Origin of the sequence: Streptomyces sp. NPDC059443 (assembly GCF_042750105.1) — a bacterium.
Taxonomy (GTDB): Bacteria; Actinomycetota; Actinomycetes; order Streptomycetales; family Streptomycetaceae; genus Streptomyces.
Genome location: NZ_JBHYVM010000011.1, coordinates 115980 through 135058 on the forward strand (window position 1 = coordinate 115980; position 19079 = coordinate 135058).

13 protein-coding genes are annotated in these 19079 nt (G+C 71.7%); 8 read left to right on the forward strand and 5 right to left on the reverse strand.

The window, feature by feature from the left end; all coding sequences use genetic code 11:
- Positions 1–38: 38 nt before the first annotated feature.
- A complete protein-coding gene (locus ACFXDJ_RS13675; RefSeq protein WP_384653384.1) occupies positions 39–587 on the forward strand; it encodes a DUF485 domain-containing protein in 549 nt (182 codons plus the stop codon).
- Positions 584–2176, forward strand: a complete 1593-nt coding sequence (locus ACFXDJ_RS13680) for a cation acetate symporter (RefSeq protein ID WP_384653382.1) — start codon at positions 584–586, stop codon at positions 2174–2176. Before ACFXDJ_RS13675 ends, ACFXDJ_RS13680 begins: the two co-directional genes overlap by 4 nt.
- Positions 2177–2209: 33 nt before the next feature.
- Here the strand turns inward: ACFXDJ_RS13680 and ACFXDJ_RS13685 are convergent, their stop codons facing one another.
- Both ACFXDJ_RS13685 and ACFXDJ_RS13690 read right to left on the reverse strand, forming a co-directional pair.
- The gene (locus tag ACFXDJ_RS13685; protein ID WP_384653380.1) at positions 2210–2920 is read right to left on the reverse strand and encodes a response regulator; all 711 of its coding nucleotides are present in this window, start codon (positions 2918–2920) and stop codon (positions 2210–2212) included.
- On the reverse strand, positions 2917–4533 hold the full coding sequence (locus ACFXDJ_RS13690; RefSeq protein WP_384653378.1) for an ATP-binding protein: 1617 nt from the start codon (positions 4531–4533) through the stop codon (positions 2917–2919). The genes ACFXDJ_RS13685 and ACFXDJ_RS13690 overlap by 4 nt, the downstream gene beginning before the upstream one ends.
- A gap of 215 nt (positions 4534–4748) precedes the next feature.
- Between ACFXDJ_RS13690 and ACFXDJ_RS13695 the strand changes: the two genes are divergently transcribed.
- Positions 4749–9038 carry a discoidin domain-containing protein gene (locus tag ACFXDJ_RS13695; protein WP_384653376.1) on the forward strand — a complete coding sequence of 1430 codons (4290 nt, stop codon included), beginning with the start codon at positions 4749–4751 and terminating at the stop codon, positions 9036–9038.
- A gap of 70 nt (positions 9039–9108) precedes the next feature.
- Here the strand turns inward: ACFXDJ_RS13695 and ACFXDJ_RS13700 are convergent, their stop codons facing one another.
- From ACFXDJ_RS13700 to ACFXDJ_RS13710, 3 genes are all read right to left on the reverse strand, one after another.
- The gene (locus ACFXDJ_RS13700) at positions 9109–9603 is read right to left on the reverse strand and encodes a cupin domain-containing protein (RefSeq protein ID WP_384653374.1); all 495 of its coding nucleotides are present in this window, start codon (positions 9601–9603) and stop codon (positions 9109–9111) included.
- Positions 9604–9686: 83 nt separating this feature from the next.
- Complete coding sequence (locus tag ACFXDJ_RS13705) at positions 9687–10079, reverse strand: DUF4267 domain-containing protein (protein WP_384653372.1); 393 nt, start codon at positions 10077–10079, stop codon at positions 9687–9689.
- A gap of 52 nt (positions 10080–10131) precedes the next feature.
- A complete protein-coding gene (locus ACFXDJ_RS13710) occupies positions 10132–10779 on the reverse strand; it encodes a hemerythrin domain-containing protein (protein ID WP_384653371.1) in 648 nt (215 codons plus the stop codon).
- Between the two features lie 130 nt (positions 10780–10909).
- Here ACFXDJ_RS13710 and ACFXDJ_RS13715 point away from each other — a divergent pair, with 130 nt between their 5' ends.
- From ACFXDJ_RS13715 to ACFXDJ_RS13735, 5 genes are all read left to right on the forward strand, one after another.
- On the forward strand, positions 10910–14392 hold the full coding sequence (locus tag ACFXDJ_RS13715; RefSeq protein ID WP_384653369.1) for a BTAD domain-containing putative transcriptional regulator: 3483 nt from the start codon (positions 10910–10912) through the stop codon (positions 14390–14392).
- Between the two features lie 44 nt (positions 14393–14436).
- Positions 14437–15456 (forward strand): LacI family DNA-binding transcriptional regulator, encoded by a 1020-nt coding sequence (locus ACFXDJ_RS13720; RefSeq protein ID WP_384653367.1) that lies wholly within the window; start codon positions 14437–14439, stop codon positions 15454–15456.
- A 236-nt stretch (positions 15457–15692) separates the two neighbouring features.
- Positions 15693–17096, forward strand: a complete 1404-nt coding sequence (locus ACFXDJ_RS13725; protein ID WP_384653365.1) for an ABC transporter substrate-binding protein — start codon at positions 15693–15695, stop codon at positions 17094–17096.
- Between the two features lie 123 nt (positions 17097–17219).
- The gene (locus ACFXDJ_RS13730; protein WP_384653363.1) at positions 17220–18128 is read left to right on the forward strand and encodes a carbohydrate ABC transporter permease; all 909 of its coding nucleotides are present in this window, start codon (positions 17220–17222) and stop codon (positions 18126–18128) included.
- Positions 18129–18142: 14 nt separating this feature from the next.
- Entirely contained in the window at positions 18143–19018 is an 876-nt protein-coding gene (locus ACFXDJ_RS13735) for a carbohydrate ABC transporter permease (protein ID WP_384653361.1), read from the forward strand.
- The last annotated feature ends 61 nt before the right edge of the window (positions 19019–19079 follow it).

Below are 19079 nucleotides of genomic sequence, written 5' to 3' on the forward strand. Positions count from 1 at the left end.
GGCACGCGGCCAATGCGGACGCGGACAAGGAGAGTTCGGTGGACAAGCACGAAGGTCGTGATGCCGGAACGATCCGGCTGGACGACCCCTGGTACGACGCGCTGGCCGTCGGGTGGGGCGAGGGCGCGGGTGCCGGCGAAGGCGCGGGTGCCGGCGGGGAAGCCGGTCAAGGCGCGGAAACGTCACCGCCGCGGTTCGCCGCCGGTGGCCCGCACGCGCCCGGCGCATCCGACATCTACCTCGAAGTGCAGCGCAGCGCCGCCTTCCAGGAGGTGCGCGGCCGCTACCGGAGGTTCGTCGTCCCCGCGACCGCCGGCTTCTTCCTCTGGTACGTCGCCTACGTGGTCGCGGCCACCACGGCGCCCGGCATGATGGCCCGGCCCGTGGTCGGCTCCGTCAACGTGGCCCTGCTGGCGGGCCTCGGCCAGTTCCTCAGCACCTTCCTGCTCACCTGGGCCTACGCCCGGCACGCGCGGCTGCGGCGCGACCGCGCGGCCCTGGACCTGCGCTGGACGGTCTTCGAGCAGGAGCAGGTCCGCCGGGCGGACGCCAAGGAACGCACCCGGACCCGGGGGGCGGGCCGGTGACCAGCGAGCACCAGACCCTGGCACTGATCCTGTTCAGCGTCTTCATCGCCGTCACCCTCGGCATCACCACGTGGGTCAGCCGCAACCGGCACGGCTCCGCGGAGGAGTTCTATGCGGGCGGGCGGCTCTTCTCCCCGCTGGAGAACGGTTTCGCCATCGCGGGCGACTACATGTCCGCCGCTTCCTTCCTCGGCATCTCCGGCCTGATCGCGCTCTTCGGGTACGACGGCCTGATGTACTCCGTGGGCTTCCTCGTCGCCTGGCTGGTCGTGCTGTTCCTCGTCGCCGAACTCGTCCGCAACTGCGGCCGCTTCACCCTCGCCGACGTGGTCGCCGCGCGCATGAGCGAGCGGCCGGTGCGGATCGCCGCCGGGACCTCGTCGGTCGTGGTCTCGGTGCTGTACCTCGTCGCGCAGATGGTCGGAGCGGGCAGCCTGGTGGGCCTGCTGCTCGCCGATTCGGGCCGGGCCGCGCGGACGCTGACCGTGATCGGGGTCGGCGCCCTCATGGTGATCTACGTGTCCTTCGGCGGCATGCGGGCCACCACCTGGATCCAGATCGTCAAGGCCGTGCTGCTCATGGGCGGGGCGATCACCCTGACGGTGATGGTGCTGCTGCGCTTCCACGGGAACTTCGACCAGCTGCTCAGCAGCGCCGCCGAGCGCAGCGGGCACGGGGCCCGGTTCCTGGGCCCCGGGCTGAAGTACGGCGGCGGCTGGACGGCCCGCGTCGACTTCATGAGCCTGGGACTCGCGCTGGTCCTCGGCACGGCGGGGCTGCCGCACATCCTGTCGCGCTTCTACACCGTGCCGACGGCGCGGGCGGCACGCCGGTCGGTGGTGTGGGCGATCGCGCTGATCGGCGGCTTCTACCTGATGACGATCGTGCTGGGCTTCGGGGCGGCGGCCCTGCTCGGGCCGGAGCAGGTCAAAGCGTCCAACGCTTCGGGGAACACGGCGGTTCCGCTGCTGGCGGCCTTCCTCGGGGGCGGCGCCGAGTCCACCGGCGGCGCGGTGCTGTTCGCGTTCGTGGCGGCCATCGCCTTCGCCACCATCCTCGCGGTGGTCGCGGGGATCACCCTGGCCTCGTCGGCCTCGGTCGCGCACGACCTGTACGCCTCGCTCAAGCGCCGCCACGCCCGGCAGCGCAGCGAGGTGGCGGTGGCCCGGGCGGCGGCCGTCGGGATCGGGGCGGTGGCGATCGCGCTGGGGCTGCTCGCGCAGGACCTGAACGTGGCGTTCCTGGTGGGGCTGGCCTTCGCGGTGGCGGCCTCGGCGAACCTGCCGGTGCTGCTGTACTCGCTGTTCTGGCGCGGCTTCACCACGCGGGGCGCCGTCTGGTCGGTGTACGGGGGCCTCCTCCCGGCGGTTCTGCTGGTGGTGCTGTCGCCGGTGGTCTCCGGCAGCCCGGAATCCCTGTTCCCGGGCGTCGACTTCCAGTACTTCCCGCTCCAGAACCCGGGCATCGTGTCCATCCCGCTGGGCTTCCTGGCGGGCTGGCTGGGCACGGTGACCTCCGCGGAGGAAGCGGACGAGCGGCGCCACGCGGAGACCGAGGTCAGGTCGCTGACGGGAGCCGGAGCGGTGTGACCGCCCGGCCGGGCCGTCACCGGACCGGCCGGGTCAGTGCGCGCCGCCGGGGTCCGCCGGGCGCCAGGCGTAGCGGTGTTCCGGGCGGCCCGTCTCGCCGTAGCGCAGGGCCAGGGTGACGCGGCCCGTGCGGTCGAGGAGCTTGAGGTAGCGCTGTGCGGTCTGGCGGCTGATGCCCGCGCGGTCGGCGATCTGCTGGGTGGAGAGCGGGCCCTCGGCGGCGCGCAGGACCTGGCGGACCAGGTCGGCCGTGGTCGTGGAGTGGCCCTTGGGCAGGTCGTTGGGGGCGCCGGCCGCGGCGAGGGCGCCGAAGATCCGGTCGACCTCGGCCTGTTCGGCCTCGCCGCCGGTGTCCAGGGTGCGGCGCAGGGCTCCGTAGGCTTCCAGGCGGGTGCGCAGGCCCGCGAAGGTGAAGGGTTTGACCAGGTACTGGAGGGCGCCGAGGCGCATCGCGGCCTGGACGGTGACGAGGTCGCGGGCGGCCGTCACCATGATCACGTCGGCGTGGTGGCCGCGTTCGCGCAGCCGCCGGACCAGGTCGAGGCCGTTCTCGTCGGGGAGGTAGTGGTCCAGCAGGATCAGGTCCACGGGGTGGGTGTCGAGGAACGCGAGCGCCTCGGCCGCCGAGTGGGCCTGTGCCGACACGCGGAAGCCGGGAACCTTGGCCACGTACGCCGCGTTGATCCGGGCGACCCGCATGTCGTCGTCGACGACCAATACGGAAATGACCGCAGACCCGCTCATCGCAGGGCCTCCGGGAGTACGACGGAGAACTCCGCCCCTCCGTCCGCTGTCTCGCCGGCCCGGACCGTGCCGCCCTGTCGCTCCGCCAGGCGCCGCACCAGCGCGAGACCGAGCCCGCGCTCACGGTGGGCCTGGGGCTGCTTGGTCGACCAGCCCTCGGTGAAGATCTCCTCGCGGCACGCCACCGGGACGCCGGGGCCGCTGTCGCGGACCAGCAGGACCGCCGTGCGGCCCCGCGCGCGGATGTCGACCTCGACCAGCGGCGCCCGTGAGCCGACCGCCGCGTCGAGGGCGTTGTCGACCAGGTTGCCGAGGATGGTGACCAGCCCTCCCGGGTCGACGAGACGGTCGGGCAGCAGGGCGGAGTCGGCCAGGCGCAGGGGGACGCCGCGTTCGGCCGCGACCGTGGCCTTGCCGACCAGCAGGGCGGCGAGCAGCGGGTCGTGGACCTTCTCGGTGACCTGTTCGGCGGTGCTGCGGTGCACGCCGACGACCTCCGTCACGAACTCCACCGCCTCCTCGTACAGGCCCAGCTCCAGCAGTCCGAGGAGGGTGTGGAGGCGGTTGGCGTGCTCGTGGTCCTGCGCGCGCAGGGCGTCGATCAGGCCCTTGGTGGAGTCGAGCTCGCGGCCGAGGTTCTCCAGCTCCGTGCGGTCGCGCAGGGTGGCCACGGCTCCGCCGTCCTCGGTGGGCATCCGGTTGGCGACGAGCACCCGGGGGCCCTGGACCGTCAGCAGGTCGCGGCCGGTGACGCGGCCGGCGAGGACGTCGGTGGTGCGGCCCGCGCCGAGTACCTCGTCCAGCGCGCGCCCCGCGACGGCCCCGGCCGCGTCGGGGGTGAGGCCCAGCAGCCGTGCGGCCTCGTCGTTGACGAGCCGGACCCGGCCGTCCCGGTCGAGGGCGATCACCCCTTCGCGGATGGAGTGCAGCATGGCTTCGCGCTCGGCGAGCAGGCCCGCGATGTCGGAGAAGGCCAGATCGCGGGTCTGCCGCTGGATCCGGCGGGAGAGCAGGTAGGCGGCGAGCGCACCGGCGGCCAGGGCGCCGCCCGCGTACGCGAGCAGCCCAGGGACGGCGCCGAGCAGGCGGTCGCGGACGCCCGAGTAGTCGATTCCGACGGAGACGGCTCCGACGATCTCGCCGTCGGCGGCGAGCAGCGGGACCTTGCCGCGCGCGGAGCGGCCCAGGGTGCCCTCGTCGATCTCCATGACCTCGCGGCCCGCCAGGGCGTCGCCGGGGTCGGTGGAGACGGGATGCCCGATCCGGTCGGGGCTCGGGTGTGAGCGGCGGATCCCGTTCAGGTCGATGACGACCACGTACTCGGCGCCCGTGGCGCTGCGGATCCGTTCTGCCGAGGCCTGGACCGGGCCGTCGGGCGAGGGGCCCGAGCCGAGGACGTCGGCGGCGAGCGAAGGGTCGGCCGCGGCGCTCTGGGCGATGGCCAGCGCGCGGCGCATGGCCTGGTCGTCGAGCTGCGCGCTCAGCGGGGCCAGGAACAGGCCGGTGGCCAGGGCGAGGACCCCGGCGGCGATGGCCAGCTGGGTCAGCAGGATCTGGGAGACGGCCCGTCTGGGCAGCCCGAGGCGCCGAGCGCTCATCTGGAGGAACCGCATGAGTAGGAACCGTAGGGCGCTTCGGCCGTAAGCGGAATTTCCATCATGCACGCAAATGGCTTGCGTGATTTGCGCCCAGCTTGCGCAAGCGATGGCGACATAAAAGTGCGGTCAGAGCGGTAGACGACTCAGCAAAGCTCTGCAACTCTCGCACCGAACATCGCAAATTCCTATCTCCCGTGGTTCAGAAAGTTCATGTCGAGGGACGAGGACGTATGAGAATGCACAACTGGAGATGGCGGACCCTGGCCGCCCTGATCAGCACGGCCCTGCTGATGCTGGGCTGGCCCGCTCTCACCGCCGTGGCCGCCGGTGGACCGAGCATCTCGGCGGGCCGCCCCGCCACGGCGAGCAGCACCAACGGCGGCTACGCCGCCGCCAACGTCACCGACGGCAACCAGTCCTCGTACTGGGAGAGCGCCGGCAGCACCTTCCCGCAGTGGGTGCAGACCGACCTCGGAGCCACCACCCGCGTGGACCAGGTGGTGCTCAAGCTCCCCGCCGCCTGGGAAAGCCGCAACCAGACCCTGTCCGTCCAGGGCAGCGCGGACGGCACCAGCTTCAGCACCCTGGCCGGCTCGGCCACGTACACCTTCGGGCAGGGCAGCGGGAACGTGGTCACCATCGCCTTCCCCGCCACCCAGACCCGGTACGTCCGGATCGACATCACCGCCAACACCGGCTGGCCGGCCGCCCAGCTCTCCGAGCTCGAAGTCCACGCCCCCGGCGAATCCGGCACCAACCTGGCGCTCGGCAAGACGCTCACCGCGAGCAGCAGCACCCAGGTCTACGTCCCCGGCAACGCCAACGACGGGAACACGGCCAGCTACTGGGAGAGCGTCAACAACGCCATGCCCCAGTGGCTCCAGGCCGACCTCGGCTCCTCCGTCCGCGTGGACCGCGTGGTCCTGAAGCTGCCCGAGAACTGGGGCGCCCGCAGCCAGACGCTCAAGATCCAGGGCAGCGCCAACGGCACGGACTACACCGACCTGACCGCGTCGAAGGCGTACGACTTCAACGCTGCCAGCGGCAACGCCGTGACCATCACCTTCGACGCCACCACCACCCGCTACGTACGCGTATGGATATCGCTCAACTCCGTACAGCCCGGCGGGCAGCTCTCCGAGCTGGAGATCTACGGCCCGACCACCGGTGACACCCAGGCCCCGACCGCCCCGGCCGGGCTCGCCTACACCGAGCCCGCCACCGGCCAGATCAAGCTCACCTGGAACGCCGCCACCGACAACACCGGAGTCACCGGCTACGACGTCTACGCCAACAACCAGCTGCGCACCAGCGTCGCCGGAGACGTCACCAGCTACACCGACACCCAGCCCGCCTCGGCGAGCGTGACGTACTACGTCCGCGCCAAGGACGCGGCCGGCAACCAGTCGGCGAACAGCAACAGCGTCACCCGCGCCGGGGACACCGGTGACACCCAGGCCCCGACCACCCCGGGCTCCCTGTCCTTCACCGAGCCCGCCTCCGGCCAGATCAAGCTGGCCTGGCAGGCCTCCACCGACAACACCGGCGTCACCGGCTACGAGGTCTTCGCCAACAACGCGCTGCTCACCACGGTCGCGGGCAACGTCACCACGTACACCGACACCCAGCCGGCCACCGCCACCGTGAGCTACTTCGTCCGTGCCAAGGACGCGGCGGGCAACCGCTCCGGCGACAGCAACTCCGTGACCCGCAACGGCAGCGGAGGCGGCGGCTCCAACCTGGCCGTCGGCAAGCCCGTCGAGGGCTCCTCCGTGATCAACACCTTCGTCGCGGAGAACGCCAACGACAACAGCACCTCCACCTACTGGGAGGGCGCGGGCGGGGCCTACCCGAGCACCCTGACGGTCAAGCTCGGCGCCAACGCCGACGTGGACCGCCTGGTCCTCAAGCTCAACCCGGACAGCAGCTGGGGCACCCGTACCCAGAACATCCAGGTCCTCGGCCGCGAGCAGAGCGCCTCAGGCGTCACGAGCCTGGTCGCCGCCAAGGACTACGTCTTCAATCCGGCCGCCGGATCCAACACCGTCACCATCCCGGTGAACGCCCGGGTCGCGGACGTGCAGCTGCGCTTCACCTCCAACACCGGCGCGGGCAACGGCCAGATCGCCGAGTTCCAGGTCATCGGCGTCCCGGCGCCCAACCCGGACCTCCAGATCACCGAGCTGAGCGCCATCCCGGCGGCCCCCGTCGAATCGGACTCCGTCACCCTGTCCGCCACCGTCAAGAACACCGGCCCGGCCCCGGCCGGCGCCACCGCCGTCTCCTTCCAGCTCGGCGGCTCGAAGATCGCCACCGCCAACGTGCCCGCGCTGGCCGCCGGCGCCGCGGCCACCGTCACCGCCGGGATCGGCCCGCGCGACGCCGGCTCGTACCCGCTGAGCGCGATCGTCGACGAGGCGAACACGGTCATCGAGCAGAACGACACCAACAACACCTTCACCGCCGCCCCGCTGGTGATCCGGCCGGTCGACAGCTCCGACCTGGTGGCCCAAGCCATCAGCTGGTCGCCGAGCGCCCCCTCCGCCGGCCAGCCGGTGGACTTCTCCGTCACCGTCAAGAACCAGGGCACCGTGGCCGCCGCCACGGGCACGCACAACGTCACCCTCACCCTCCAGGACGCGGCCGGCGCCACCGTCCGCACCCTGACGGGCTCCTTCTCCGGCGCGCTCGCGGCCGGTGCCTCCTCGGCCCCGATGGCGCTCGGCAACTGGACGGCGGCCAACGGCAAGTACACCGTCAAGGTGGTCCTCGCCGACGACGCCAACGAACTGCCGGTCAAGCGCGGCAACAACACCTCCACCAAGCCCTTCTTCGTCGGCCGCGGGGCGAACATGCCCTTCGACACCTACGAGGCGGAGGACGGCGCGGTCGGCGGCGGCGCCAGTGTCGTCGGCCCCAACCGCACCATCGGTGACATCGCCGGCGAGGCCTCGGGCCGCAAGGCCGTCAGCCTGGACGCGACCGGCGAGTACGTGGAGTTCACCACCCGGGCCGCCACCAACACCCTGGTCACCCGCTTCTCCATCCCGGACGCCCCGGGCGGCGGCGGCATCGACTCCACCATCGACGTCTACGTCAACGGCGTCCTGAAGAAGGCGATGCCGCTGACCTCGAAGTACTCCTGGCTCTACGGGGCCGAGGCCGGTCCGGGCAACTCCCCGAGCGGGGGCGCCCCGCGGCACATCTACGACGAGGCCAACATCCTCCTCGGCGAGACCGTCCCGGCGGGCAGCAAGATCCGCCTCCAGAAGGACGCGGCCAACACCTCCACCTACGCGATCGACTTCGTGAGCCTGGAGCAGGCCACCGTCGTCCCCAACCCCGACCCGGCGACGTACACCGTGCCCGCCGGATTCACCCACCAGGACGTGCAGAACGCCCTGGACAAGGTCCGCATGGACACCACCGGCAAGCTCGTGGGCGTCTACCTGCCGCCGGGGGAGTACGAGACGGCGAGCAAGTTCCAGGTGTACGGCAAGGCCGTGCAGGTCGTCGGCGCCGGACCGTGGTTCACCCGCTTCCACGCCCCGGCCTCGCAGGACAACACCGACATCGGCTGGCGCGCGGAGGGCACCGCGAAGGGATCCTCCTTCTCCGGCTTCGCCTACTTCGGCAACTACACCTCGCGCATCGACGGTCCGGGCAAGGTCTTCGACTTCTCCAATGTCACCGACATGACCATCGACAACGTCTGGAACGAGCACACGGTGTGCCTGTACTGGGGTGCCAACACCGACCGGATCACCATCAAGAACTCGCGGATCCGCGACACCTTCGCCGACGGCATCAACATGACCAACGGCAGCACGGACAACCTCGTGACCAACAACGAGGCGCGCTCCACGGGTGACGACAGCTTCGCGCTGTTCTCCGCGATCGACGCGGGCGGCGCGGACATGAAGAACAACGTCTACGAGAACCTGACCACGATCCTGACCTGGCGTGCGGCCGGGGTCGCCGTCTACGGCGGCTTCAACAACACCTTCCGCAACGTCTACATCGCCGACACCCTCGTCTACTCGGGCATCACCATCAGCTCGCTGGACTTCGGTTATCCGATGAACGGATTCGGGACCGACCCGACGACCTTCGAGAACATCTCGATCGTCCGGTCCGGCGGCCACTTCTGGGGTGCGCAGACCTTCCCCGGAATCTGGATCTTCTCGGCTTCCAAGGTGTTCCAGGGAATCCGGATCAACAACGTCGACATCATCGATCCGACGTACAGCGGAATCATGTTCCAGACGCAGTACGTAGGCGGGCAGCCGGTCAATCCCATCAAGGACACCGTCCTGAAGGACATCACCATCACCGGGGCCAAGAAGAGCGGCGACGCCTTCGACGCCAAGTCCGGCTTCGGCCTCTGGGCGAACGAGATGCCCGAGGCGGGACAGGGCCCGGCGGTGGGTGAGGTCACCATCCAGAACCTGAAGCTGAACGACAACGCCGTGGACGTCCGCAACACGACCTCGACGTTCAAGATCAACCAGCTGCCGTAGTCGGGTAGCGAACCGGCGGATGCGCGGATCGGCAGAGCGGCGGGGCACCCCTCGGGGGCGCCCCGCCGCTTCACGTGCGGGCCGCGGTCCACGGCTCGCTGGAGGCGAAGTACGTGTCGTAGAGCTCCTGTACGTCCAGCAGCGACTCGGGCGGCACCTTCCCGTAGGCGATGCGCTCCAGGTGGCGGAAGTACTCGAACCGCTCGACGCCTGGCGTGATCACGATGAGGATGTCGGCGTTCTCCCCCGGCGCGGCGGCGAAGGCGTGGTCGAGGCCGGGAGGGACGACCACGAGGTCGCCGCGCCCGGCGGTCACCACCCGGTCGCCCGAGAGGAGCTGGGCGGTGCCGTCGAGGAGGTAGAACAACTCGGCGGACCGGGAGTGGTGGTGGGGCGCGGCGCCGTTCGCGCCGTCCAGGAGGGTCACGCGCTGCGTGGACAGGGCGCCGCCGGTGGAGCCGCTGTCGGCGAGGAGCCGGACGGTGGTCGGTCCGCCTCCGATGGTCTCGGCGTCGGCGGAGCGGACGATCACGGAGTCGTCGAAGTTCGGGACGATGAGGGACATCGGGTCTTCTCCCTGGCAGTTCGGGTCGGGGGTACGGGGTACGGGGTACGGGGTACGGGGTACGCAGTACGGAGGTAAGGGGGTCAGGCGGCGGCGGGACGTTCGCGGAGCAGCAGGACGGCGGTCAGCAGGACGGCGGCGGCCGTCGAACCGTGGACCCCGAGCGCGGTGGCGGCGGGTCCTCCGGTGTTCAGCACGATCACCGCGTCGCCGAGCGGCACGAAGGCGATCGCCGCCGTGGCCCAGCCCAGCGCCCGCCTGTGCCCGGTCAGCAGGAGGGCCAGGATGACCAGGCCCGTCGCGATGTCCCGTACGCCCTTGACCGCCAGGAAGGCCGCGCCCTCGTTCCGGGGCCAGGTCGGGACGCCGAAGTCGGCGGCCATGGCCTGCGGGGCGATCAGGTAGCCGAGGCCGACGTAGAGGATGAACGCGCCTCCGAGGGCGGCCAGGGCGGTGGTGAGGTGCTTCAGCTTCACGGCGGTCTCCTGGTGGGGTGCGTGGCGTGTGGTGGGTGGGGCGGGGAGGGGTTCAGTTCGGGCGCGGGGTCCGGCGGACGGCCCGCATCCGGCGGGCGTACCGGGCCCGGCCGACGGCGTACCAGTGCAGGCGGGCCGGCAGCGGGAGCCGGGCGAGCAGCGCCCGGCGCTCGGCCCGGTCCGCCTCCTCCAGGGCGAGGCCGGGGCCCACCGGGAGGCGTCCGCCCAGCGCGTCCCACTCGTACGGGGAAAGGTGCCGGGCGGCGAGCGGGAGCAGCGTCCGCGCCTCCTCGGCCAGGTGCTCCACGAACACGGCGCGGTGTTCTGCCAGCAAGGCGGTGAGCCCGTCACGGGCGGCCTCGCCCGCCCCGGCCTCCCAGCCGGGCAGCGCCGCCCCGGCCGCCGCGAGCGTCGCCGCCACCCGGTCGTCGCGCCGGGTGCTGCGCAGCACGAGGTCGGCATCGAGGTCGAGCCGGGCCAGGAGCAGCGGCCGAAGGGACGAGGCCTGCGCGTCCAGGCAGTCGAGCAGGGCGCGGCGGTAGTCGCGGAAGTGGCCGGACAGCAACCCGGCCCGGACGGTGTCCCCGGGCGCCGTCGCGGCGACCAGGGTGACCAGCAGACGCGCTTCGCGCCGCAGGCCGCGCTGGAGGGCCACCAGCTCGTTCGCCGCGGGCGCCGCGTCCTTCGTCTCCGTGTTCATGGGGCGAGACTGGCCGCGGGTTCATGGAGGGCTCTTGGAAGCGACTTGGAACGGCGGACAGGCTGCCGGACCGATCGAATTCCCTCTCAGGGAGGGGATGTTGGGGGATCCGCATTACGCTGGTCGGCACATGGTGCACATACGCGTACTCGGGTCCTTCGCCGCCGAGCTCGACGGGGAGCCCGTTCCGCTCGGCGGCCACCGGCAGCGCTCGGTCCTCGCGCTGCTGGTCTCGGCGCGGGGCCGGGTCGTCTCGGTCGACCGGATGATCGAGGAACTCTGGCAGGGGGCGGCGCCCGCCAGGGCGGTGGCCTCGCTTCAGGCGTACGTCTCCAACCTGCGCAGACTCCTCGAACCGGGCCGGGCTCCGCGCACCGCCGCCCGGCTGCTCGTGAGCACGCCCCCGGGATACGCGCTGCGGCTGCCCGGGGACGCGGTGGACGCCTGGCGCTTCGAACGGCTGCTGGGGGAGGCCCGTGAGCTGCTGGCAGCCGACGGGGTCGCCGGTCCGGTCACTGGCGGGGCCGCCGGTCCGGCCGCCGCCAGGGGCCTGCTGCGGGAGGCCCTGGAGCTGTGGCAGGGGCCCGCGTACGCGGAGAGTGCCGACGAGCCGTGGACCCACGCCGAGATCCTGCGGCTGGACGAACTCCGGCTGGCCGCCCGCGAACTGGACATCGCCGCCGGGCTGCGGTGCTCCGACCCCGCGCGGGTGGTGGCCGAAGCCGCGCTGCTCACGCGGGAGGAGCCGTTGCGGGAGGAGGCCTGGCGACTGCACGCGCTGGCGTTGTGGGCAGCGGGGCGGCAAGCCGACGCACTGGCCGCCCTGCGGCGGGCCCGGACCGTGCTGGCCGACGAGGTCGGACTGGATCCCGGGGCGGCCCTGGTGGAGCTGGAGAAGGCGGTCCTGGCCCAGGACGACCGGCTGCTGCGGGAGGCCACCGCCGGGCCGCCCGCGACACCGGCCGCGCGGGTGGCCGCGCCGGCGGTCGTGCCGATGGCCGCGCAGCCACCGGACGCGGAACCCGAAGGCGAAGCCGGGCTGTTCGTGGGCCGCGATGCGGAACTGGCTCTGCTCGCCGAGGCCTCCGGCCGGGCGCTGGCCGCCGGTCCCGCCGTCGCGCTGGTCACCGGCGAAGCGGGCCTCGGCAAGTCCGCGCTCCTGCACCGGCTGGGCGAACGCCTGCGCCGGGAGGGCTGGCTCGTCGCGCTCGGCCGGGCCAGCGAAGCCGAGGGCGCACCGCCCGCCTGGGCCTGGGTCGAAGCCCTGCGCACCGTGGCGGCCGCCGTCCCACCCGGCCCCGGGGCGTCGGCCGCCCTGGCGCCCCTGCTCGGAGGCGGCCCGGCGGGTGCCGGCGTAGACCGGCCTGGGGAGGATGCCGCGGCGGGGCGGTTCCGGCTCCACCGGGCCGTGTGGGAGTGGCTGGGGGCGGCGGCCGGGCAACGGCCCGTCGCCGTCGTGCTGGACGATCTGCACGGGGCGGACGCCGAGACGCTCGCGCTGCTCACGGGCGTCGGTGAGCTGCCGGCCGGGACGCCCGTCCTGGTGGTGGGCGCCTACCGGCCCGACGAGGTGGACGACCGGCTCGCCGACACCCTCGCCGCGCTGGCCCGCCGCTCCCCGGCCCGGATCGCGCTGCGCGGTCTCGGCGAAGCCGCGGTGGGCGAGGTCGTCCGGGCGGTGGCCGGGCCGGGCGTGGCCCCCGAGACGGTGCCGGCGCTCGCCGAACGCACCGGGGGCAACCCCTTCTACGTCCGGGAGAGCGCCCGGCTGCTGGCCGGCGAAGGCGCCCTGGTCGCGCTGTCCGAGGTACCCGAAGGGGTCCGCGACGTGCTGCGCCGGAGGCTCGGCCGGCTCCCGGACCCGGTGGTCGCCGTGCTGCGGCTGGCCGCCGTCGCCGGGCGGGAGGCGGGAGTGGAGGTCCTGGTCGGGGCCGCGGACACCGACGAGGACGGGGTCCTGGGCGCGCTGGAGGCCGGCCTGCTCGCCGGACTGCTGGTCGAACCCGGGCCGGGCCGGATCCGGTTCGCGCACGCCCTCGTACGCGACACCCTGCTGGCCGACCTCAGCAGGCTGCGCGCCACCCGGATGCACGGCCGGATCGGGGCCGTGCTGGAGCGGCTCGGGCCGGACGACGTCTCCGCGCTGGCCCACCACTTCGTCCGGGCCGCCTCCTCGGCCACGGCGGCGCGGGCGGTGCGGTACTGCCTGGGGGCGGCCGAACTGGCCGAGGCGCGCTACGCGCACGACGTGGCCGCCGGACTGCTGTCGGAGGCGCTGGAGAGCTTCGAGCGCATCCCGGCGGATGCCGGCAGCGGCAGCGGCGCGGGTGATGCGGGTGATACGAGCGACGGGAAGGCCGGACGGAGCCCGGACCGGAACGCCGAACGGGCCGACCTGCTGGGCCGGCTGGTACGGGCGCAGGTGCGCGCCGGGGCGGTCGTGGCCGCGCGCGAGACCCGCCGCAGGGCCATCGACCACGCAGTCGGCGCGGGCCGCGAAGACCTGCTGATCCGTGCCTTCACGGCCTGGACCGAGCCGACGCCGTGGCAGACACGGCCCTACGGGACGGTCGACCGGCCGGTGGTGGCGCTGCTCGAACGCCTGCTGGCGCGGCCGGACCTCGAACCGGCGACCCGCTGCCGGCTGCTGGTCGCGTACGCCACCGAACTCTCCGACGCCCGGCTGCCGGCCGTGCGCACGGCGGCCCGTGAGGCAGTGGAGCTGGCCGAGGGGCTCGGCCGGCCCGTGCTGCGGGCAGCCGCGCTCGCCGCGCTCGTGCGTGAGCTCGACGCCGATCTGGCATGGCGCGAGCGGGCCGCGCTGGGGCGCGAACTGGAGGATCTGGGGACCGCGCACGACCTTCCGGCGTACCGGTGGTACGGGCTCTTCATCCGCTCCACGGCAGCCGCCGCGACGGGGGACGTGGCCGCCGTACACCGACTGGTGGGGGAGTACACGGAGTTCGCCAGGGCCTATCGGATGCCCGGACCCGTGGTGGTCGGCGAGGGCGTACGGGCCACCCTCGCGCACATCGAGGGCCGTACCGAGGATGCCGAGCGCATGTACGCGGAGGCGGCCGCGGCCATGTCCCGGCAGGGTTCACCACACGCCGCCGGGCATCTGGCGATCGCCACGGCGACGCTCCGGGCGAGCCGGGGCCGGCTGGGGGAGTCCGTGGCCTGGGCCCGGCGGGTGTACGAGGGGTTCGGCCCCCTGGCCGCGGACCTGCTGGCCGTCGCGCTGGCCGAGGCCGGGGACGCGGCGCGGGCCAGGGAGGTCCTGGCCGAGGCGGGGCCGCTTCCCGCGAACTACCTCTTCAAGGTCTTCGGGACCTTCCGCGCGATGACGCTGGTGGCCCTCGGAGAGAAGCGGGGCGCGCAGGAGCTCTACGAGGCCCTGCTGCCCTACGCGGACGCCCCGCCGCCCTCGTCCGGGTTCACCGTGGCGATGCGGCCGGTGGCGTACAGCCTGGGCGAACTCGCCGTCCTGCTGGGACGCGAGTCCGAGGCCGCCGCCCATTTCGCCCGGTCGGCGTCGATCGCGTCCCGCTGGCGCAGCCCCTGGGGCGCAGGGGGTTCCACGCCGGATTCCGATGGGCCAAACTGGCTGTAATCCAACTGCAAGAAACTTGCATTGTTTGCGCTACTCTTGCGCTCATGACGCGACGACTTGCTCAAGTGGCGAAGAAGGTGGGGGTCAGCGAGGCAACGGTCAGCCGGGTGCTCAACGGCAAGCCGGGCGTCTCGGAGGCGACCCGCCAGTCCGTGCTCACGGCCCTCGACGTCCTCGGCTACGAGCGCCCCACCCAGCTGCGCGGCGAGCGCGCCCGACTGGTCGGCCTGGTCCTGCCGGAGCTCCAGAATCCGATCTTCCCGGCGTTCGCCGAGGTCATCGGTGGCGCGCTGGCCCAGCAGGGACTGACCCCGGTGCTCTGTACGCAGACCACCGGCGGGGTGTCCGAGGCCGACTACGTCGAGCTCCTGCTCCAGCAGCAGGTGTCCGGCGTGGTCTTCGCCGGCGGGCTCTTCGCGCAGGCCGACGCCCCGCACGAGCACTACCGGCTGCTGCACGACCGCAAGGTCCCGGTGGTGCTCATCAACGCCTCGATAGAGGACCTCGGCTTCCCGTGCGTGTCCTGCGACGACGCCGTCGCGGTCGAGCAGGCCTGGCGCCACCTGGCCTCCCTGGGCCACGAACGCATCGGTCTGGTGCTGGGCCCGCCCGACCACATCCCCTCCCTGCGCAAGCTCGTGGCCGCCCAGACGGTGGCCGCCGCGGCCGGTACCGAGCTGCCCGCCGAGCACGTGGAGCGGGCGCTGTTCTCGCTGGAGGGCGGCCACGCCGCCACCTCCCGGCTGCTGGACCGCGGGGTGACCGGCATCATCTGCGCGAGCGATCCACTGGCGCTGGGCGCGATCCGGGCGGCCCGTCGGCGCGGGCTGGACGTACCCGGGGAGGTCTCCGTCGTCGGGTACGACGACTCGGCGTTCATGAACTGCACCGAGCCCCCGCTGACCACCGTCCGCCAGCCCATCGAGGCCATGGGCCGGGCCGCCGTGGAACTGCTCACCGCGCAGATCCAGGGCGCCGCCGTGCAGCCCGGCGAGCTGCTCTTCGAGCCCGAGCTCGTGGTGCGCGGCTCCACGGGACAGGTCCCGCGCCGCCGTCCCGCGTAGGGCTCCGGCCGGCTCCACCGCGTACTCGACCGCCTGAGCACAGGGCTCCGCAACGTCTTGACGACGTTTCGGAGCCCTGTTTTGCGTTCTCTGCCCGACCTGTCCGGCGCCCTGTTGCCAAACTCTTGCGAAATCTGCGCGAGATATTGCGTTCATCTGTGGGTGGTGGTTGAGTGTGCCGCGCTCGCCCCACACTCGCCCCCAGCCTCCTGCTTGATGCTCGAAGGGGACCACCGATGAGAACCGACATCCGCCGCACCACCGCGGCCGCCCTCGTCTCGGCGCTCGCCGTCACCGCCCTCGCGGCGTGCGGCACGAGCAGCGGCGGCGACGCCGGCAAGAACCAGCCGTCCGCCGGCGGTTCCAGCGACGCCTCCGCCCCGCTCGACCCGAAGACCAAGGTCACCATCTCCATCGACTGCATGCCGCCCGCGGCGAAGGCGGCCGAGCTCAAGGAGTGGAAGGAGGACGTGGCGGAGTTCAACAAGACCTACCCGAACGTCACGATCGAGGGCCGCTCCACCCCCGGCCAGTGCTTGGAGCCCCCGCGCTTCACCGCGATGCTCAAGGCCAAGTCCCAGCCGGACGTGTTCTACGCCTACTTCACCGATCTCCAGCAGGTGCTGGACAACGACGGCGCCGAGGACATCTCGGCCTACGCGACCTCCAAGTCGGTGCCGGCCCTGGACGACATCGACAAGAACGTCACGAGCATCCTCAAGCGCGACGGCAAGGTCTACGGCCTGCCCACCAGCAACTACACGATGGGCCTGCTGATCAACCGCAAGCTCTTCCAGCAGGCGGGCCTCAACCCCGACCAGCCCCCGCGCACCTGGGACGAGGTCCGCGAGGCGGCCAAGAAGATCGCGGCCCTCGGCAACGGCACCGCCGGCTACGGCGACTACAGCGTCGAGAACACCGGCGGCTGGCACTACACGGCGGCGATGTACGGAATGGGCGGCGACATCGTCGGCGCCGACGGCAAGGCGGCCTTCAACAACCCCACCGGCAGGCAGATCGTCGACAACCTCCACGCCATGCGCTGGGACGACGACAGCATGGGCAAGACCCAGCTGCTCAAGTGGGGCGACCTGCAGAAGCAGATGGCCTCGGACAAGCTCGGCATGTTCCTGGCCGCGCCCGACGACATCACGTACATGGTCCAGCAGCTCGGCGCCAAGTACGAGAACTTCGGCATGGGCCCCATCCCCGGCGGCGCCGCCACACTGGCCGGCGGCAACGGCTACATGATCAAGAAGGGTAGCTCGCCCGACCAGGTCAAGGCCGGCATCGCCTGGCTGAACTTCAAGTTCCTCACCGTAGGCAAGGGCCAGTTCCAGTACGACCGCTCCAAGACCGACGGCCTGCCGGTCGGCCTTCCGCAGCCCGCGTTCTTCACCGGTGCCAGCAAGGCCAAGGACGGCGAACTCAAGGCCGCCAGCGCCACCATGCCGGTCGTCAACTTCAAGTCCTTCCTGGACAACCCGGTGGCCGGGAAGGCCGAGCCGAAGAAGGCCCAGGAGGTCTACAAGGTCCTCGACAAGGTGATGTCGGGCGTCCTGACGAACAAGGACGCGGACTCGGCGCAGCTCCTCGCGGAAGCCGAGAAGGCGGTCAACCAGGTGCTGGCCAACCAGTAGCGGCCCGGCCGGGGGAGGCCCGGGCGGCCTCCCCGGCCCGGACCCGCCCGCAGGCCCCTCCCTCCGCCCTCCGGCCCCTGCCCCGCGTATCGATGACGACGACCCACCTAGGAGCGAGCGGCGATGTCGGCTCCCACCCTGTCCGGTACCTCCCGCGAGGAATTCGTCCGGGCGTTCAAGCGGAACGTCACGGCCCACGGCTTTCTGATCGGCGCCGTCCTCTGCTTCTCCTTCTTCTCCTGGTACCCCATGGTCCGGGAGTTCCTGCTGGCCTTCCAGAAGACCGGGGGCGGATCCGTCCGCTGGGTCGGCTGGGACAATTTCCGCTACGTCTTCAACGACCCGGCCTTCTGGCAGGCCTGGCGCAACACCCTCCTCTTCACCGGGCTCGCGCTGGTCCTCGGCTTCGTCGTCCCGTTCGCGGTCTCGATCGTGCTCAACGAATTCCGCCACGCACAGGGCTACCTGCGGCTGCTCGTCTACCTCCCGGTGATGCTGCCGCCGGTGGCCTCGATCCTGCTCTTCAAGTACTTCTACGACCCCGGTTACGGCATCTTCAACAGGGTCCTGGAATTCCTGCACCTTCCGGCGCAAGACTGGCTGCAATCCACCGATACCGCGATGCTCTCCGTCGTCATCGCTTCCACCTGGATGAACATGGGCGGCGCGACCCTGATCTACCTGGCCGCCCTCCAGGGAGTCCCCGGCGAGCTCTACGAGGCCGCCGAGCTGGACGGAGCGGGCGTGCTGCGCAAGATCTGGCACGTCACCATCCCGCAGACCAGGCTGATCCTCTCGCTGATGCTGCTCATGCAGATCATCGCGACGATGCAGGTCTTCGTGGAACCGTTCATGCTGACCGGCGGCGCCGGCCCCGAGGGCTCGACCACCACCGTGGTCGTCCTCATCTACCAGTACGCCTTCAGCTTCAACCAGTACGGCGGCGCCGCGGCCCTGGGCCTGTGCCTGCTCGTCCTGCTCGCCGGCTTCTCCGCCGTGTACGTCCGGCTGAGCCGCGACAACGAGAACTGACGGGAGCACCTGACATGGCAGAGCGCACGCTGATATCGCCGGCCCAACTCGGCCGCACCCGGGGCAAGATCGCCTATTGGTCCGTCCTCGCCCTGGTCCTCGTCGGTTTCACCGTCGTCTTCCTCGGCCCCCTCTACTGGATGGTCGCCAACGGCCTCAAGAGCACCCAGGAGTTCACCCAGGTCCCGCCGACCCTGGTACCGGGTTCCCTGCACACCGAGAACTACTCGGCGGCCTGGAAGGTCATGGACCTCGCCAAGCTGCTGTTCAACACCCTCTACTACGCCTTCGGGGCCCTGGCCTTCCAGCTCGTCCTCGACGTCGCCGCGGCCTACTCGCTGTCCAAGCTCCGGCCCGTCTTCGGCAAGGCCGTCCTCGGCATGATGCTGGGCACCCTGATGATCCCGGCCACCGTGCTCGTCGTACCGCAGTACCTCACGGTCTTGGACATGCCGATCATCCAGCGGAACCTGCTGAACACGCCCTGGGTGATCTGGCTGCCCTCCGTCACCAACGCGTTCAACATCTTCCTGCTGAAACGATTCTTCGACTCCATCCCCGGCGAGATCCTCGACGCCGCCGCCATCGACGGGGCCTCCGCCCTGCGCACCCTGCGCTCCGTGGTCCTGCCCATGTCCCGGCCCGTCCTCGGAGTCGTGTCGATCTTCGCGGTCGTCGGAGTCTGGAAGGACTTCCTCTGGCCCATGCTCACCCTCCCCGACCCGGCCCTGCAGACGCTCAACGTCGGCATCTACTCGCTGGCCAGGGGGGTCCCCGAGAACCACCTCGTCGCGGCACTCGCGATGGCCTCCGCGCCCACGCTCATCATCTTCCTGATCTTCCAGCGCAACATCATGAGCGGCCTGACGGCAGGCTCCCTCAAGGGGTGACAGCCCCGCTCCGCCGCCGCGCCCGGCCGCCCCCTGTGAAGAGAACGCTGTGAAAAGAACG

Excerpts from the sequence above, each read along its gene's own strand:
- ACFXDJ_RS13715 (WP_384653369.1), top strand. The coding sequence starts at position 10,910 with ATGGTGCACATACGCGTACTCGGGTCCTTCGCCGCCGAGCTCGACGGG.
- ACFXDJ_RS13685 (WP_384653380.1), bottom strand. The coding sequence starts at position 2,920 with ATGAGCGGGTCTGCGGTCATTTCCGTATTGGTCGTCGACGACGACATG.
- ACFXDJ_RS13735 (WP_384653361.1), top strand. The coding sequence starts at position 18,143 with ATGGCAGAGCGCACGCTGATATCGCCGGCCCAACTCGGCCGCACCCGG.
- ACFXDJ_RS13700 (WP_384653374.1), bottom strand. The coding sequence starts at position 9,603 with ATGTCCCTCATCGTCCCGAACTTCGACGACTCCGTGATCGTCCGCTCC.
- ACFXDJ_RS13725 (WP_384653365.1), top strand. The coding sequence starts at position 15,693 with ATGAGAACCGACATCCGCCGCACCACCGCGGCCGCCCTCGTCTCGGCG.
- ACFXDJ_RS13695 (WP_384653376.1), top strand. The coding sequence starts at position 4,749 with ATGAGAATGCACAACTGGAGATGGCGGACCCTGGCCGCCCTGATCAGC.
- ACFXDJ_RS13720 (WP_384653367.1), top strand. The coding sequence starts at position 14,437 with ATGACGCGACGACTTGCTCAAGTGGCGAAGAAGGTGGGGGTCAGCGAG.
- ACFXDJ_RS13710 (WP_384653371.1), bottom strand. The coding sequence starts at position 10,779 with ATGAACACGGAGACGAAGGACGCGGCGCCCGCGGCGAACGAGCTGGTG.
- ACFXDJ_RS13730 (WP_384653363.1), top strand. The coding sequence starts at position 17,220 with ATGTCGGCTCCCACCCTGTCCGGTACCTCCCGCGAGGAATTCGTCCGG.
- ACFXDJ_RS13690 (WP_384653378.1), bottom strand. The coding sequence starts at position 4,533 with ATGCGGTTCCTCCAGATGAGCGCTCGGCGCCTCGGGCTGCCCAGACGG.